This window comes from Cupriavidus sp. GW823-FHT07A04, from assembly GCF_058794615.1.
On sequence record NZ_JBXAHA010000008.1, the window covers coordinates 13130 to 27767 of the forward strand.

The window sequence follows — 14638 nt, forward strand, 5'->3', positions numbered from 1 at the left end:
TCGGAGGCACATCATGTACGCATTCAATTTCGAACGCGCCGCCGATACCAAGGCGGCCGTGGACAAACTCAAGGCGGACCCCGACGCCAAGTACCTCGGCGGCGGCCAGAGCCTGCTGGCCGCGATGAAGCTACGCCTGGCCGCGCCATCCGCGCTGATCGACGTAGCCCGCATTCCCGGCATGGCGGATATCCGTGTCGAGAACGATGAGCTAGTGATCGGCGCGGCGGCACGCCATGCCGACGTGGCGGCCAACGCCGACGTGCGCAAGCGCATTCCCGCGCTGGCCGCGCTGGCCGACGGCATCGGCGATCGCCAGGTACGCGCGATGGGCACGCTGGGCGGCTCGCTCGCCAACGACGATCCGGCCGCCTGCTACCCAGCGGCCGTGCTCGCGCTCAACGCCACGGTGGTCACCGACCGCCGCAATATCGCCGCAGATAGCTTCTTCAAGAGCCTCTACGAAACCGCGCTGGAACCCGATGAGCTGATCACCGCCGTGCGCTTCCCCACGCCGGACAAGGCCGCCTACATCAAGTTTCGCAACCCGGCATCGCGCTTCGCGCTGGTGGGCGTGATGGTGGCGCAGTTCGGCAAGGTCGTGCGGGTCGCGGTCACCGGCGCGGCCGACAGCGTGTTCCGCAGCGCACCGCTGGAGCAGGCGCTGGCAGCCAGCTTCACGCCGGCGGCAGCACGCGCGGTGGTGGTGGATGCAAGCAAGCTGAACACCGACTTGCATGCTTCCGCCGAGTACCGTGCGCACCTGATCCCGGTGCTGGCGGCGCGCGCGGTGGAGCAGGCGTTGAAGGGATAAGGGAGAAAGCCGGAGCGAAAGCGCCGGCACTCGCCAAGCCGGGCGTGTTCACTTCGAGCGCACGCCCGCCCTCTCCCCCAGCCCCTCTCCCACGTGGTGGGAGAGGGGAGCCAACCGGCTAGCACCCATGCTTCCCCAGTCCATCGATCAAACCGCTGCCCTGCTGGAGGCACAGCAGTACTTCGCCGATCGCGAAACCGCCACCGTGCTGTACCTGGCACTGCGCATGCAGCGCCCGCTGTTCCTCGAAGGCGAGCCAGGCGTGGGCAAGACCGCGCTGGCGCGGGCCATGGCCGACGCGCTCGGCACGCGCTTGCTGCGCCTGCAATGCTACGAGGGGCTCGACGCCTCCAGCGCGCTGTACGAATGGGATTACCCGCGCCAGATCATGGCGCTGCGCCTGGCGGAAGCGCGCGGCGAGCGGCCCGACACGCAATCGCTGTATCACGACGATTTCCTGCTCAAGCGCCCCTTGCTGGAATCCCTGCTGCCCGACCCGGCCGCGCCCGGCATCCCGCGCGTGCTGCTGATCGACGAGATCGACCGCGCCGACGAGCCCTTCGAAGCCTTCCTGCTGGAGGTGCTGTCCGAGTTCCAGGTGTCGATCCCCGAAATCGGCGTGATCCGGGCCGAGCAGCCGCCGCTCATCATCGTCACCTCCAACCGGACCCGCGAGGTGCATGACGCACTCAAGCGCCGCTGCCTGTACCAATGGATGGGCTATCCCCAGCGCGAGCGCGAACTGCAGATCGTGGCCGCGCGCGCCCCCGAGGCCGCCGCCGCGCTGCAGCACCAGGCCATCGACTTCATCCACCGGCTGCGCGGCATCGACCTGTTCAAGTCGCCCGGCATCGCCGAGGCCATCGACTGGTGCCGCGCGCTGGCCGCGCTGGGCGTCTGTGAGCTCGATCCGCAATCGGTGCGTGACACGCTGGGCGTGCTGCTCAAGTACCAGGACGACCTGGCCCGGGTCGATGGCCCCACCGTGGCCGAGTTGCTCGCCAGCCGGGCGCCGGGAGCCTGAGCCATGCCCCGGCTCCATCCGGACGCTCCGCTGGCCACCGTGCCACCCGCCGGCACGCTGCCCATGCTGGCGCGCAACGTCACGCATTTCGTGCGGCTGCTGCGCGATGCCGGCTTTGCGCTGTCGCCCGCACAGGCTGTGGATACGCTGCTAGCGCTGCAATACGTGGACATCGGCAGGCGCGATGAGGTGCGCGCAGCCATGGCGGCCCTGATGGTGAGCGGGCCCGATCAGCGCCTGTTGTTCGACGCCGCCTTCGACCTGTTCTGGCGCGACCCGGACTGGGAGGGCAAGCTGCGCGCCCTGCTGCTGCCGCGCGTGGATGCCGGCGCACCGCCGCCGCCGCGCAACAACCGGCTGGCCGACGCGCTCGCCGCCCAGCGCCCGCCCGAGTCCGGCCGACGTGGCGAGGACCATGTCGAACGCTTTACCGCGCCGCTCACCTTCTCCGCGCAGGAGCGCCTGGCGCAGCGCGACTTTGAAACCCTGGGCGCGGAAGAATGGCGCGCGCTGCAGCACATGATCCGCGCGCGCCACGCGCGCCTGGCCACCGAGCGCACGCGCCGCCTGCGCGCCGCCGCCAGCGGGCCGTACGCCGACCTGCGCGCCAGCGCGCGGCTGGCGGTACGCCAGCAAGGCGAATGGCTGCGCTGGAAATACCGCCGCCGCGCCGAGCGCCGCCCGCCGCTGGTGCTGCTGCTCGACATCTCCGGCTCGATGAGCCAGTACTCGCGCGCGGTGCTGTACTTCTGCCATGCGCTGATGCAATCGCGCGAGCGGCTGTCTGTGTTCCTGTTCGGCACCCGGCTGACCAACATCACCCGCTGGCTGCGCGAGCGCGACCCGGACGAAGCGGTTGGCGCCATCACGGGCCAGGTGCGAGACTGGGCCGGCGGCACCCGCATCGGTGCCGCGCTGGCCACCTTCAACCGCCAGTGGGCGCGCCGCACGCTGTCCGGACGCGCCACGGTGCTGCTGGTCACCGACGGGCTCGACCATGAAGACATCGACCTGCTAGACGCCGAAATGGCACGCTTGCGCCGCTTCGCCCATCGCATCGTCTGGCTCAACCCGCTGCTGCGCTATGCCGGCTTCGTGCCGCAGGCACGTGGCGTGCAAGCCATCCTGCCGCATGTGGACGCCCTGCGCTCGGCGCACAACCTGGACAGCCTGTTCGCGCTCGAATCCATGCTGGCCGCGCGCGACACCCTGGCCATGCCCGCGTTTCCCGCGGCGCCGAGGCCCGCAGACATTAAAAACATGAAGGACACCAAGGAGACGCCCCAACCATGGAAATGACACAGACGCGGCAACTGCCGGTAGCGCAGCAAACCGCCTGGGAAGCCCTGAACGACACGGCGCTGCTCAAGCAATGCATCCCAGGATGTGAGAGCATCGAGCCTGACGGCGACAACGCCTACCTGGTGGCGCTGACCGCCGCGGTGGGCCCGGTCAAGGCGCGCTTCAAGGGGCGCATGGCCCTGCAGGACATCCAGGCGCCCGACAGCTACACCATCCAGTTCGACGGACAAGGCGGGGTCGCCGGTTTCGGCAAAGGCACCGCGGCCGTCACGCTGGCCCCCGAAGGCGACGCGACGGTGCTGACCTACACGGTCAACGCCCAGGTTGGCGGCAAGATCGCGCAGATCGGCTCGCGCCTGGTCGACGCTGCCGCGCGCAAGATGGCCGATACCTTCTTCGACCGCTTCACGGCGGCGGTGAGCGGGTCCGGCGCGCAGGGTGACGAGCCAGGCACGGATGACAATGTCGCCAAGGACGGAGCGGCGGCCGGTGAAGGCAGCGCGCCCGATGAACAAAACGGTGAAACGAAGCGGAAACGATCATGGACAGCGTGGATCTCGAAGTCCTGAAAAGCAGTGTGAAGTGGCAGGCCGAAGGCCATCGCACGCTATTGGTAACGGTAGTCAGAACCTGGGGCTCGTCGCCCCGGCCGGAAGGCGCCATGCTGGCCGTGCGCGACGACGGCCTGGTGGTCGGCTCGGTCTCGGGCGGCTGCATCGAAGATGACATCATCGACCGGGTACGGCGCGAAGGCATTGCCGGCGCGCACCCCGAAGCCGTCAAGTACGGCATCAGCGCCGAGGAAGCGCACCGCTTCGGCCTGCCCTGCGGCGGCACCATCGAACTGGTGACCGAGCCGCTCGGCGCCGATAGCCACCTGGACGAACTGCTGGCCGCCGTGGAAGGCGGCAAGCTGGTAGCCCGCACGCTCGACATGGCAACTGGCCGCGCCACCCTGGGCCCGGCCGAGGCCACCGACGGCCTTGCCTTCGACGGCGCCACCCTGCTCACCATTCACGGGCCGCGCTACCGCATGCTGGTGATTGGCGCGGGACAGCTGTCGAAGTACCTGAGCCAGATCGCTGTTGGCCTGGGCTTCCAGGTCACCGTGTGCGATCCGCGCGAGGAATACACCGAGACCTGGGACATCCCCGGCGTCACCATGGTGCGCACCATGCCGGACGACACCGTGACCGACATGAAGCTCGACGAGCGCTGCGCGGTGATCGCCGTCACGCACGACCCCAAGCTCGACGACCTGGCCCTGATGGAAGCCTTGCGCACGCGCGCCTTCTATGTCGGCGCCCTCGGCTCGCGCCGCAACAACCAGGCGCGCCGCGAGCGGCTCAAGGAGTTCGACCTCAACGACCTGCAGCTCGCGCGGCTGCACGGCCCGGTCGGCATCTACATCGGCAGCCGCACGCCCCCCGAGATCGCCATCTCGATCCTGGCCGAAGTCGTCGCCGCCAAGAACCACGTCTCGCTGCCCGACATCCTCCAGGTAGAAGGCGCCAAGGCCGCGCGCGAACTGGCCGCCAACGAAGGCAGCACCTGCAGCCCCACCCCGTGACCAGCCCGCTGACGGGCCCCATCAACGGCGCCATCCACACTGCCGAGCCCCCCACCGGCATCTTGCTGGCAGCCGGCTACGGCCGCCGCTTCGACCCCGCCGGCCAGCGCAACAAACTCCTGGCCACGCTGCCCGACGGCCACACCGTAGCCGCCCGCAGCGCCCGCACGCTGGTCTCCGTGCTGCCCGGCACGCTAGCCGTGATCCGCCCGGGCAATGCCGCGCTGGCAGCCGAATTGCAAGCTGCCGGCTGCCGGGTACTGGAGACGGCAGCAGCCGAGGCCGGCATGGGCGCCGCGCTGGCTGCGGCGGTGGCCGCCACGCCCGGCGCCAGCGGCTGGGTAGTGGCGCTGGCCGACATGCCGTGGCTGCCGGCCGAGCTGGTGCGCGCGGTGGCGTTGACGATCACGACACGTGACGCGATTGCCGCACCGTGGCGCGACGGACGGCGTGGGCATCCGGTTGGATTCGGGTCCGCGTGGCGGGATGCCCTGCTGAAGCTTGATGGGGATGAAGGCGCGCGGGCGTTGTTGAAGACGCAGCCGGTGATGAGGATTCTGACTGAGGATGAGGGGGCGTTTCGGGATGTGGATACTTTGGGGGATTTAGGGGGGGTATAGGGGGTGGTGTTGGGGTGTTTTCTGGCGGTGTTGGTTTTTGGACCCAAGGGCCGTACGACATCGCCCTTGCTTGGTTGGTTGCTGTTTCTTTGAGCGGCGATGGTTTTTGGACCCAAGGGCCATACGACATCCCCCTGCGGGGGCTGCCGGTCACTCTTCTTTGCGTCGGCAAAGAAGACTAACGAGAAGAAAGCCGACCCTGCCGGGGGCAGAGCAATCAGGCTTATGTGGGGCTGTGGTTTCGTCGTACGGCCCGGAGTGTAGGCTGGCCTTTGCCATGCCGGCTTGGAGGTCATCGCTACTGCATGACCCAATGGTCACGTGGTGGTGCCCCTGATCGCTTTGCTCGGTGAGCGTTCGAGCATCTGCCGTTCGCGGTGCGTAGCACCACTATCCTGCCTGCCTCGGTGGTTTCGTGGTTTTGTCTCTGGCGGCGGGCGCCCGGCCATTTGATGCCCTGCCGTACCGGCGCGAGCGGCGCCTTGCTTCACCCCCCTCTGGTTTCGTGGTGGGCACCGTGGCCCGTGCGCGAGGGCCGCGCTTGCACCCACGGCGCTCGTCCTCCGAGACAAAACCACGAAACCAGCCACACCCGAAACGGCGCAGCACTTCGCACCGCGAACGGCAGATGTGGGAACGGGCACCGCACACGAGGTCAGGGGCCGCACCACGTAACCCATGGGCCATGCAGAAACGATGCCCTTGGGGTCGGTAGGATCGGCTAGCCAACACTCCGGGCCGTACGACGCAACCACCGCCCCACATAAGCCTGATTGCTCTGCTCCCGGCAGGGCGGCTTTCTTTTCGTTAGTTTTCTTTGCCGGTCAAAGAAAAGTGACCGGCAGCCCCCGTAGGGGGATGTCGTATGGCTTTTGGGTGCAATAACCAACGCCGCTCAAAGAAACAGCAACCAAGCAAGCAAGGGCGATGTCGTCCGGCCCTTGGGTCCAAAAACCAACACCGCCAGCAAACACCCCAATACCCCCCTACCCCCTTACCCCCTCCCCCCCTTTACCCCCCATCCGTCTCCGCCAAAGTCCTCAAATACTCCCTCCTCCACCAATGCACATCCTGCGCCCGAATCCGCTCCAGCAGCTTCTGATGCCGGGACTGCCGCTCAGCCAGCGGCATATGCAAGGCCTGCTGAATCGCCTGCGCGGTAGCATTGATATCGTAAGGATTCACCAGCAACGCCTCGCGCAATTGCTCGGCAGCACCAGCAAACCGCGATAGCACCAGGACCCCGGGATCGTCCGGATCCTGCGCGGCAACAAACTCCTTCGCGACCAGGTTCATCCCATCGCGCAACGGCGTCACCAGCGCCACGCGGCAAGCGCGGCAAAGGCCCGGCAAACGGCGCCGTGCCGTGGTGCGGTGGATATAGCGCACCGGCATCCAGTCCAGCTCGCCATACTCGCCATTGATCGCCCCGGACAGCCCTTCCAGCTCGCGCCGCAGATCCGCGTAGGCGTCCACCGTTTCGCGCGACGGCGCGGCAATCTGGATCAGCGTGGCGCTGCGGCGGTTCTCCGGATACTGCGCCATCAGCGTCCTGACCGCCTTGAGCCGCTGCGGCAGCCCCTTGGAGTAATCGAGCCGGTCGATCCCAAGCAGAAGACGGCGGCTCGAATACTGGCCGCGCATCATCTCGTACGTCTCGCGCGATTCCTCGCACTGGCCCAGCGCGGCGAACTCGTCGACGTCGATGCCGATCGGAAACGCCTGCGCGCGCACGGTGCGGTGGAAAGCCCGGAAGCGATACTCGCCCATGGGCTCGGCCTGCGCTTCGCTTTGCACGTAGCGCGAGAAATGCTCGAGATCGAGCTGGCTCTGGAAGCCAACCAGGTCATAGGCGAACAGGGCTCGCATCAGCCATTCGTGCTGCGGGATGGCGGCAAGGATCAGCGGCGGGGGCAGCGGGATATGCAGGAAAAAACCCATGCGCTGGCCGCAGCCCATGGCGCGCAGCTCCGACGCAAGCGGGATCAGGTGGTAGTCGTGGATCCAGATCACATCGTCCGGGCGCAGCAGCGGGGCAAGCTTGCGTGCAAAGAGCTGGTTGACGCGGCGGTAGATGTTGAGATAACCGGAGTCGAAATCCGCCAGGTCGATGCGATAGTGGAACACCGGCCACAGCACGCCATTGCTGTAGCCCTGGTAGTACGCGTCGTGGTCCTCGCGGCACAGGTCGACCGTAGCCAGCGTGACATTGCCGGCTTGCTGGATATGCAGCTCGCCCTCGCCCGGCGTGCCGCCCTGCGCGGCCTCCACAATCTTGCCGCTCCAGCCGAACCACATGCCGCCGGTAGCCTTGAGCGCTTCGCCCAGTGCCACGGCGAGGCCGCCCGCGGCAAGGTTGCGCGGATCGGCCACGCGGTTGGATACCGCTACTAGTCTGCCCATACATTCCTTTGCGCTGGCCTTGCCGCGCGCGCCTTCAGATCACGGAATCCCATGGCGCGGACAGGCGCATGGCGCCGTTGATCAGGCCCACCATCGAGTAGGTCTGCGGAAAATTGCCCCACATCTCGCCGGTCACGGGGTGCGTATCCTCGGACAGCAGGCCAAGCGGATTGCGCGCCGCCAGCATGGCCTCGAAGATCTCGCGCGCTTCCTCCCGGCGCCCCACGCGCGCGAGCGCATCGATACGCCAGAAGGTGCAGATGTTGAAGGCGGTCTCGGGCTTGCCGAAGTCGTCCGGCGCCTCGTAGCGACGCATATAAGGCCCGTCGCACAGCGACGCTTCCATGGCCTTGAGCGTGGACATGAAACGTTCATCCCTGGGCTCGATAAAGCCGACCTCGGCCATCAGCAGCACGCTGGCATCGAGCTCGCGCCCGCCGAAGCTCTCGGCGAACGCCTGGCGTTCCTCGCTCCAGGACTCGCGCACGATGCGCACCTTCATGCCGTCGGCATGCTGGCGCCAGTAAGCCGCGCGATCGGGCAATTGCAGCGCATCGCCGATCTTGGCGAGGCGGTCGCAGGCGGCCCAGCTCATCAGCGCGGACGAGGTATGCACCCGCGCGCGCGTGCGCAGCTCCCACATGCCCGCATCGGGCGTGCCGAACACGCGTACCGCCTGCTCGCCCACGGTTTCCAGCACATGGTACTCAGCCGCCCCGCCGCGGTGCAGCAGGCGATGGTCGTGGAAAGCCTGCGCCGCGCCCAGCACCACGTTGCCGTAGACATCATGCTGGAAGTGCTCCTGTGCCTGGTTGCCCACGCGCACCGGACCCATGCCACGGTAGCCGGACAAATGATCGAGCATGCTCTCCGGTAATTCGAGTTCCAGCCCGATGCCGTACAGCGGCTGGATATGGCCATTCTTGGATTGCATCACCACGTTCGACAACCAGCGCAGGTAGTCCTCCATGGTGCCGACCTCGGACAAGCTGTTGAGCGCACGGATCACGAAGAAAGCATCGCGCAGCCAGCAGAAGCGGTAATCCCAGTTGCGCCCGCTGCCGGGCGCCTCGGGAATGCTGGTGGTCATGGCCGCGACGATGGCGCCCGTCTCTTCATACAGCGACAGCTTGAGCGTAATGGCGGCGCGGATCACCGCGTCCTGCCACTCGCGCGGCACCGCAAGACGGCGGCTCCACATCCTCCAGTAAGCCGTGGTTTCCTGCTCGAAGTCGCGTGCGATTTCCTCCACGCCGCCCTGCAGGGTTTCGTCCGGCCCGAGGATGAAGTTGAGGTCGCGCGTGAGCAGGAAAGGCGTGTGCGACAGCACATAGGTCAGCGGCGCGTCGGTGGTCATGCGCAGCGTGGTGCCGTCGCCGATATAGCGCACGTGGCTGCTGCCGCGCGTGATCTCGGGCTTGACGCGCCCCCAGTCAAAACGCGGCGCCACCGTCACGCGCACACGCGGCGCGCCCTGAACCGGCCGGATGCGGCGGATCAGCGAGGTGGGGCGGAAGTAACGTCCGATGCGAAAAAAACGCGGCGCGAAATCGGTGATTTCAAGGCTGTTGCCATGCCGGTCGGTCAGCCGGGTCCTCAGCACGGCCGTATTGGGCTCGTACCACTGGTGCGCTTCCTGGAAGTCCTCGATTTCGATGGCAAAGTGGCCAGCGTTCTCGCCCGGATCGAGCAAGGCATTGAAGACCGGGTCGCCGTCAAAGCGCGGCAGGCAGCACCACACAATGCGCCCGCGCCCGTCGACCAGCGCGGAGATCGCGCAGTTGCCGATCATGCCCAGCGATAGCGAAGGGTCGGCGTAGCGGCCGGCACCTCCGGCGCGCGCCGGATTATCCTCGGTGGATGGGTTGCTCACAGCGAATCCCCCTCAAGACGTCGTTGTGGATGTAGCTCCGGAAACCTGCTGCTTGCCCTGCGCGGCGGCCATGACTTCGAGTGCCTTGGCGGAGCGATGCAGCCAGCAGCGCAGCGCGGCCGGGCCGGTCACGCTGACGGTGGCGGCGCTGGGCCGCGCGCCAACCAGCAGGCCGACGCCGCCGAGGCGGCGCACCACGGCAAAACCAGCCTCGTCGGTAATATCGTCGCCGGCAAACAGCGGCGTGCGCCGCGCAAATGGCGGGCTGCGCATAAAGGCGTCGATGGCGCCACCCTTGTCGATGCCTGCCGGCTTGAGCTCCACCACCATCTTGCCGTGCAGGACTTCGATGCCGGGCACGCCGCTGGCGAGTTCGGCCGCGAAGTTGCGCACCATGCCTTCGAGGTGGGGAACGGCGCGGTAGTGCACCGCCACCGCGACCGACTTGCGCTCGAGCTGCAAGCCGGGATGCGTACCGACCAGGACTTCCAGCGGCGGGAGCAGCAGCGGCACGCCGGGGTCGGGCTGGCGCAGGCGGTGGCCGCCCGCGTCGCGCAGCTCCGCGCCATGCACGCCGGCGCACGGCAGTTGCAGCGGATGCAGGAAATGATCCAGCTCGGCGATCGGCCGGCCGGAAACCAGGGCTAGCGCGCCACCCAGATGCAGATGCAGGGCGCGCAGCGTCCCCACCAGTTCCGGTTCGACCTGCACGAGGTCAGGACGCGGCGCAAGGTCGGCCAGCGTACCGTCGAAATCCAGGAACAGTGCGGTGTTCGGTTCGATTAGAGGTAGGGAAGGCATTGCGTTACACCGTATCACGAGTGTTCCGGCAGCGTCCACCGGGCTTCGTCCTACAAGGTGCGCAAGCGCCCCTTGGGCGCGCCACGGCGGTGCCTGCACCGCTGCGGTGCACAACGCGCCTCGGCGCACGAAGGTGAGCTTGCCTGCCCTTCGCGGCCGCCTGCACAGGGGTGCAGCCATCGCCGCCCCCCGCCATCCTTTATCATTACCGGTTTCCGCCAATCCCCGCCCCGGCTGTCCACGATGACCCGCAAACCCGATTACCTGAGAAAGATCCTGACCGCCAAGGTGTACGACGTGGCCCAGGAGACCGATCTCACCTATGCAAACCTGCTCTCCGCGCGCACCGGCAACAAGGTGTGGTTCAAGCGCGAGGACACCCAGCCGGTGTTCTCGTTCAAGCTGCGCGGCGCGTACAACAAGATGGCCTCGCTGTCGCCGGAAGAGCTCAAGCGCGGCGTGATCGCCGCCTCGGCCGGCAATCACGCGCAGGGCGTGGCGCTGTCGGCCGCGCGCCTGAAGTGCAAGGCGCTGATCGCGATGCCGGTCACCACCCCGCAGGTGAAGATCGACGCGGTACGCGAGCGCGGCGGCGAGTGGGTGGAAATCGTGCTGCACGGCGACTCGTACAGCGACGCCTACAACCACGCCGCGGTGCTGGAAAAAAAGCACAAGCTGACTTTCATCCACCCCTTCGACGATCCCGAAGTCATCGCCGGCCAAGGCACCATCGCCATGGAAATCCTGCGCCAGCACCCGGGCCCGCTGCATGCGGTGTTCGTGGCGATCGGCGGTGGCGGGCTGATCTCCGGCATCGCGTCGTACATCAAGGCCGTGCGCCCGGAGATCAAGGTGATCGGCGTGCAGACCGTGGACTCCGACGCGATGAAGCGCTCGGTGGACGCGGGCAAGCGCGTGGAGCTCAAGGAAGTGGGCCTGTTCTCGGACGGCACCGCCGTGAAGCTGGTCGGCAAGGAAACCTTCCGCATCACGCGCGAGCTGGTCGACGAGATCATCCTGGTGGACACCGACGCCATCTGCGCCGGGCTCAAGGATGTGTTCCAGGATACCCGCAGCATCCTGGAGCCGGCCGGTGCCATGGCCGTGGCCGGCCTGAAGCTCTACGCCGAGCGCGAGAAGCTCAAGGGCCAGCACCTGGTGGCCATTGCCTGCGGCGCGAACATGAACTTCGACCGCCTGCGCTTCGTGGCGGAGCGCGCCGAGGTGGGCGAGGCGCGCGAGGCGGTCTTCGCGGTCAGCATCCCCGAGGAACGCGGCAGCTTCAAGCGCTTCTGCGAGCAGCTCGGCACGCGCAATGTGACCGAGTTCAACTACCGCATCGCCGACAAGAGCATGGCGCATATCTTCGTCGGCGTGCAGATTGCGAGCCGCGCGGAGAACGAGAAGATCGCCGCCGGATTCCGCCGCCACGGCTTCGATACGCTGGACCTGTCCAACGATGAGCTGGCCAAGCAGCACATCCGCTACATGGTGGGCGGGCACTCGCCGCTGGCGCATGACGAGCTGCTGTACCGATTCGAGTTTCCCGAGCGGCCGGGCGCGCTGATGCGCTTCCTGTCGAGCATGAGCCCGAACTGGAATATCAGCCTGTTCCACTACCGCAACCAGGGCGGCGACACCTCCAACATCCTGGTTGGCATCCAGGTGCCCAAGAACGAGAAGCGCGCCTTCCGCGCCTTCCTCGCCACGCTGGGCTATGTACACTGGGAAGAGACCGAGAATCCCGTGTACAAGCTGTTCCTGTCCTGATCATCCGAGGCAACCATGAGCCTTCCCGAACAATCGCCGCTAGGCAAACCCTCGGCCTACAAGACCGAGTACGACCCGACGTTGCTGTTCCCGATCCCGCGCCAGCCCAAGCGCACGGAGATCGGGCTGGCGCAAGGCCGCGCGCTGCCGTTCTTCGGCGTGGACATCTGGAACGCGTACGAGCTGTCGTGGCTGAACATGAAGGGCAAGCCGCAGGTGGCGCTGGCCAGCTTCATCATTCCGGCCGACACGCCCAACATCGTCGAGTCCAAGTCGTTCAAGCTCTACCTGAATTCATTCAACCAGAGCAAGATCGCCTCGCCCGAGGCGTTGCAGCAGTTGCTGCACCACGACCTGTCCGAGGCCACCGGCGGCACGGTGCAGGTGCGCCTGGTGACCGAGGCTGATCTCGGCACGCAGAAGATGGCCGAGCTGGACGGCGTGCAGTTGGACCGGCTCGACATCGAAACCGACATCTACGAGCCGGCGCCGCACTTGCTGCATGCCGCCCAGGACGAATCGCCAGTGGAAGAAACACTGGTCTCGCACCTGCTCAAGTCGAACTGCCTGGTAACCGGCCAGCCGGACTGGGGCAGCGTACAGATCCGCTACGTGGGCGCGCCGATCAACCAGGAAGGACTGCTCAAGTACCTGATCTCGTTTCGCAACCACAACGAGTTCCACGAGCAATGCGTGGAGCGGATCTTCACCGACGTGATGCGGCAGTGCAAGCCGGTGAAGCTGGCGGTTTATGCGCGCTATACGCGGCGCGGCGGGCTGGATATCAACCCGTTCCGCACCAACTTCAACACGCCGTGGCCGGACAACCGGCGCAACGCACGGCAGTGATGCCGTAGGCCTTGCAGCCAGCAGAGAAGAGAGAAGGCCCGGCGCGTGCGCCGGGCTTTTTTACGCATCAGAACTTGTGCCAGTCTCCCGATTGCTCGAAGGCATGCGCGGCACGGTAGATGGTCGCCTCATCCCAATGCTTGCCCACCAGCATCAAGCCGATCGGCAGCCCGTTGCCCAGCCCGCAGGGCACGCTCATGGCCGGATGACCGGTGGCGTCAAACGGCGCCGTATTGGCCACCATCTCGAAGGCGCGCTGGATCACTTCGGCCAGCGGCGCACCGGGCGCGGGAATCGGCTGCGCCTTCAAAGGCAAGGTCGGCATCAGCAGCAAGTCATAGCGCTGCAAGGTGTCGTCATAAGCCTGGCGCAGCTGACGCGCGAGGTTCTGCGCCTTGGCATAGAAACGCCCGCCATACTGCTGCATGAAGAACTCGCCGACAAACATCGACAACTTGAGCGAGGGCGAAAGCTGGTCCGCCTGCTCGCGCCAGCCCGCATGGCGCTCCAGCAGGCTCGTGGTGTAAAGGCCCTTCCAGTTGAAGCCCATGCCGTTGCCATGCATCATCTGCGCCTGCAAGCCTTCCAGCGCGATGGGCGTCCAGATGGCGGCGCCGTCCAGATGCATGGGAATGCCGACTTCCTCCACCACCGCGCCAAGCCGCGCCAGGCGCTGGGCGCCCTCGCGTACCTTGGCATCGACATCGGCCTCGCTGTTGGCCAGGCCGAATCCTTCGCGCACCACGCCGATGCGCAAGCCCGCCACGCCCCTGCCGAGCGCCTCGGTATAGCGCTCGACCCTCGGCGCGTACTGGCGTGGGTCCAAGCCATCGGGCCCGGCGATCACCTCCAGCAGCAAGGCGTTGTCAGCCACGGTGCGGGTCATCGGGCCGGTGTGGTCGATGGTGGATTCGATCGGCATGATGCCGGTATAGGGAACCAGCCCATGCGTGGGCTTCATGCCATAGCAGCCGGAAAACGCGGCGGGAATGCGGATCGAGCCGCCCTGGTCGCCGCCGATCGCCATGTCCACCTCGCCCGCCCCGACCAGTGCGCCGCAACCGGAGGACGACCCACCCGCGATATAGCCCATCCGATAGGGGTTGTGCACGGGGCCGGTGGCGTTGGTATGGCTGCCGCCGGACAGACAGAAGCACTCGCAATGCGCCTTGCCGACGATGGTGCCGCCGGCGTCGAGGATGCGCGTCACCACCGTGGCGTCGAGATCGGGGACGTAGCCTTGCAGCGTCGATGCGCCGTTCATCATCGGCACCCCGGCCAGGCAGATATTGTCCTTGAGCACGACCGAGCGCCCTGCCAGCGCGCCGCCGGCGGCCCCCTTCACTTCGGTCTTGACGTACCAGGCATTGAGGCGGTTTTCCTGGGGCGGCGGCTGGTGGCCCGCGTTGCGCGGGTACTTCGGCTCGGGCAGGAAGTCAGGCAGTTCGTCGACGCGGTCGTAGGCCTGGATGCTGCCTTCCATCAAGGCGAGGTACTCGGCGCATTCGGCCTCGCTCATCGTCATGTGCAGGCTGGCGATCAGCTCGTGCATCTGGGCCTGGGTGGGGCGCTTCACGGTCATGGCGTACTCCTGTGCAAGGTGGGAAAGGCA

Annotated in this window: 12 protein-coding genes; 8 read left to right on the forward strand and 4 right to left on the reverse strand. The window is 66.9% G+C overall.

The features are described 5' to 3' along the window. Positions 1–13: 13 nt before the first annotated feature. From AC1Q7Q_RS15060 to AC1Q7Q_RS15085, 6 genes are all read left to right on the forward strand, one after another. The gene (locus AC1Q7Q_RS15060; protein ID WP_492376389.1) at positions 14–814 is read left to right on the forward strand and encodes an FAD binding domain-containing protein; all 801 of its coding nucleotides are present in this window, start codon (positions 14–16) and stop codon (positions 812–814) included. 127 nt (positions 815–941) lie between these two features. Further along, a complete protein-coding gene (locus AC1Q7Q_RS15065) occupies positions 942–1838 on the forward strand; it encodes an AAA family ATPase (RefSeq protein ID WP_150987835.1) in 897 nt (298 codons plus the stop codon). Between the two features lie 3 nt (positions 1839–1841). Beyond that, a complete protein-coding gene (locus AC1Q7Q_RS15070; protein WP_492376388.1) occupies positions 1842–3137 on the forward strand; it encodes a vWA domain-containing protein in 1296 nt (431 codons plus the stop codon). Next, positions 3128–3709 (forward strand): SRPBCC family protein, encoded by a 582-nt coding sequence (locus tag AC1Q7Q_RS15075; protein ID WP_183032719.1) that lies wholly within the window; start codon positions 3128–3130, stop codon positions 3707–3709. The genes AC1Q7Q_RS15070 and AC1Q7Q_RS15075 overlap by 10 nt, the downstream gene beginning before the upstream one ends. Further along, positions 3682–4710, forward strand: a complete 1029-nt coding sequence (locus tag AC1Q7Q_RS15080) for an XdhC family protein (RefSeq protein ID WP_492376387.1) — start codon at positions 3682–3684, stop codon at positions 4708–4710. The genes AC1Q7Q_RS15075 and AC1Q7Q_RS15080 overlap by 28 nt, the downstream gene beginning before the upstream one ends. Next, positions 4707–5330, forward strand: coding sequence for a nucleotidyltransferase family protein (locus AC1Q7Q_RS15085; RefSeq protein WP_492387184.1), 624 nt, complete (start codon positions 4707–4709; stop codon positions 5328–5330). Before AC1Q7Q_RS15080 ends, AC1Q7Q_RS15085 begins: the two co-directional genes overlap by 4 nt. Before the next feature lie 1011 nt (positions 5331–6341). Here AC1Q7Q_RS15085 and AC1Q7Q_RS15090 read toward each other — a convergent pair. From AC1Q7Q_RS15090 to otsB, 3 genes are read right to left on the reverse strand one after another with little or no spacing between them, the layout of a single operon-like run. After that, positions 6342–7733 (reverse strand): alpha,alpha-trehalose-phosphate synthase (UDP-forming), encoded by a 1392-nt coding sequence (locus AC1Q7Q_RS15090; protein WP_174425597.1) that lies wholly within the window; start codon positions 7731–7733, stop codon positions 6342–6344. Positions 7734–7767: 34 nt separating this feature from the next. Further along, positions 7768–9606, reverse strand: coding sequence for a glycoside hydrolase family 15 protein (locus tag AC1Q7Q_RS15095; protein WP_492375789.1), 1839 nt, complete (start codon positions 9604–9606; stop codon positions 7768–7770). A gap of 12 nt (positions 9607–9618) precedes the next feature. After that, positions 9619–10407, reverse strand: coding sequence for a trehalose-phosphatase (gene otsB, locus AC1Q7Q_RS15100; protein WP_492375788.1), 789 nt, complete (start codon positions 10405–10407; stop codon positions 9619–9621). Positions 10408–10650: 243 nt separating this feature from the next. Between otsB and ilvA the strand changes: the two genes are divergently transcribed. Both ilvA and queF read left to right on the forward strand, forming a co-directional pair. Beyond that, complete coding sequence (gene ilvA / locus AC1Q7Q_RS15105; RefSeq protein ID WP_174425600.1) at positions 10651–12177, forward strand: threonine ammonia-lyase, biosynthetic; 1527 nt, start codon at positions 10651–10653, stop codon at positions 12175–12177. Between the two features lie 15 nt (positions 12178–12192). After that, positions 12193–13026 (forward strand): NADPH-dependent 7-cyano-7-deazaguanine reductase QueF, encoded by an 834-nt coding sequence (gene queF / locus AC1Q7Q_RS15110; protein ID WP_043343529.1) that lies wholly within the window; start codon positions 12193–12195, stop codon positions 13024–13026. 67 nt (positions 13027–13093) lie between these two features. Here the strand turns inward: queF and AC1Q7Q_RS15115 are convergent, their stop codons facing one another. Further along, entirely contained in the window at positions 13094–14608 is a 1515-nt protein-coding gene (locus AC1Q7Q_RS15115) for an amidase (protein WP_492375787.1), read from the reverse strand. Between the last annotated feature and the right edge of the window lie 30 nt (positions 14609–14638).